We start from the raw sequence: 2187 nt of genomic DNA on the forward strand, positions 1-2187 counted from the left end.
GAGGACAGCCAGCGCCTTTTTGATCGGGATGCGGATCTCGTATTGACAGAGATGTCTGTTTCGGGGGCGCAGAAAAAAATAATAAAAACAAATCAGCGCTATTCTTACAGTATTTTTCAGTCATGAAGCACAAGGAGCCAAATATGCAGAAGACAGCCGTTTCTCTGATTCTTGCCGCAGGTATGATATGCATAGCTGCAGCCATTCTTCCGGGCTGCGCCGTAAATGCTGTTTCCGTTGCGGAGGAACAAAATGTCATACAGAATGCGGATTTCAGTTACAGAGAATATCCGCTGGAACGAAACGGCATTCCTCTGCATTTAGATTGCGTAACGAAGAACGGCGCCAATCCTGAGAAGAATATTATCCTTATTCACGGAGTAACCTATTCTTCTCATGAATTCGATATTAATTACGAAGATTACAGTCTTGTGCGTTTTCTGGCCCGGGAAGGATATGCCGTATGGCGTCTTGATATAGCGGGTTTTGGTCAGTCGGGAGAGGTGACTGACGGTTTTATGCCGGATTCGGATTATGCGGCTCAGGATATTAACGCCGCCGTGGAGAAAATTGCGGAAATTACCGGACAGAACAGGATAGATGTTCTCGGCTGGAGCTGGGGAACTGTCACGGTGAGCAGATTTGCCTCCCGGCACGGAGAACACATCGGCAAAATAATTCTGTATGCTCCGATACTGAGCGGAGTAGGGCAGTATGATGTAAAGGAACCGTTTCATCATAATACCTGGGAGCACGCGACAGATGACTTTCAGAAAACAGGAGACGGATCTTTTGATCTGAATGTTACGGATCCTGTCGTTATTGAACTGTTTGGTTCCAAAAGCTGGCATTATGACAGAGAATCAAGTCCTAACGGCGGACGCAGAGATATCTGCGTTCCAAAGGATAAAAGACTTATTGATTTTTCCGGAATAGAGGCTCCGGTGCTGGTCATCTACGGCGGCAAGGATCCTTATCTGAATTATGAGCTGCTGGGCAGAATTTCCGGTGAGCTTCCCCCAGGCTCCGAACTCCGGATGATAGACGGCGCGTCTCACGTAGCTTATGTTGAAAAACCCTATTACCGGAAGTTTCAGCGCCTGCTTATTGAGTTTCTGAGAAGGTAATCCGGCATGGTATTGCCGTTTCATGCCGGAAGGTGTTTCTGCATGCTTCCGGCTTATTCTCCCGGCTTGTTTTCGCGCCGGAACGGAAAAGGAGTTGCGCGCCGGAAAGCCCCCTGACATCAGGCTGCGGAAAATTCCATGCTGACAGACAAGCCCGCGCCCTTTTTGATCGGTTGCTCAGGATGCTGATCCCGCAGTGACAGAGATGCCTGTTTCGGCATCTCAGAAAAAAGAAGCAGGAAATCGAATCAGGGAAACTTCTCAGCAGGGAGGAGCCGGGAAACCTGAGGAGGATCTAGCGGAACCGGCTCATGCACTCGTCAAACTGCTTAGCCACGAAGTTCCAGTCAATGTGATCCATAAAGCCCGTGACGTAGTCCTTGCGGCGGTTCTGGTAGTCCAGATAGTAGGCATGCTCCCAGACGTCGATGCAGAGCAGGGGACAGAGACCGTCGCTCAGCGGATTCCCGGCATTGGTGGTGTTTTTGATCTCCATCTTCTTGGTGACGGGATCCATGGCCAGCCAGGTCCAGCCGGCCCCGAAATTGCCGATGGCGGATTCCCGGAAGGATTTCAGGAAGGCGTCGACGGATCCGAACTGCCGGGCCAGCTCCTCCGAAAGCCGGGAGGGGATCAGGGGCGGCTCGGCAATGAGACAGTTAAAGTAAAACTCGTGATTGAAGGCCTGCGCCGCATTGTTGTAGATCGGTCCCACGGAGGTACTGACAATGTCCCGGAGATTCTTGTCCTGATAGGAGGTCTGGTTGATCAGGGCATTGGCGGTATTGACGTAGGTCAGAAAATGCCGGTTGTAATGAAAATCCATGGTTCTTTCGGAGATAAAGGGCTCCAGAGCCGAAAGAGAGTACTTGAGTTTTGGAAAGGGAATGGCCATAAAAAACTCCTGCATCCGGCAAAGCCGGTTATTTTTAAAATAATGTGCAGCCCTGCTTTTATGCTCATCGAAATCTCCGCGGCATCGGCGCGGCCTCAGGAGATATCAGATGCGCCGGGTTTCGGCGCAGCGGTTCCGCGCGCCGGCATGGTGTTCAGTTGTTGT

2 protein-coding genes are annotated in these 2187 nt (G+C 50.8%); one reads left to right on the forward strand and one right to left on the reverse strand.

Annotated elements, in window-relative coordinates; genetic code table 11:
* The first annotated feature begins 143 nt into the window (after window positions 1-143).
* Complete coding sequence (locus ACJROR_RS06080; protein ID WP_406546311.1) at window positions 144-1127, forward strand: alpha/beta hydrolase; 984 nt, start codon at window positions 144-146, stop codon at window positions 1125-1127.
* A gap of 295 nt (window positions 1128-1422) precedes the next feature.
* Here the strand turns inward: ACJROR_RS06080 and ACJROR_RS06085 are convergent, their stop codons facing one another.
* On the reverse strand, window positions 1423-2022 hold the full coding sequence (locus tag ACJROR_RS06085; protein WP_406037830.1) for a superoxide dismutase: 600 nt from the start codon (window positions 2020-2022) through the stop codon (window positions 1423-1425).
* Window positions 2023-2187: the final 165 nt, after the last annotated feature.

Origin of the sequence: Succinimonas sp., assembly GCF_045225735.1 — a bacterium.
Lineage (GTDB): Bacteria > Pseudomonadota > Gammaproteobacteria > Enterobacterales > Succinivibrionaceae > Succinimonas.

Bases quoted from the DNA above. Each gene is read 5' to 3' on its own strand.
- ACJROR_RS06080 (WP_406546311.1), top strand. From the start codon at position 144: ATGCAGAAGACAGCCGTTTCTCTGATTCTTGCCGCAGGTATGATATGC.
- ACJROR_RS06085 (WP_406037830.1), bottom strand. From the start codon at position 2,022: ATGGCCATTCCCTTTCCAAAACTCAAGTACTCTCTTTCGGCTCTGGAG.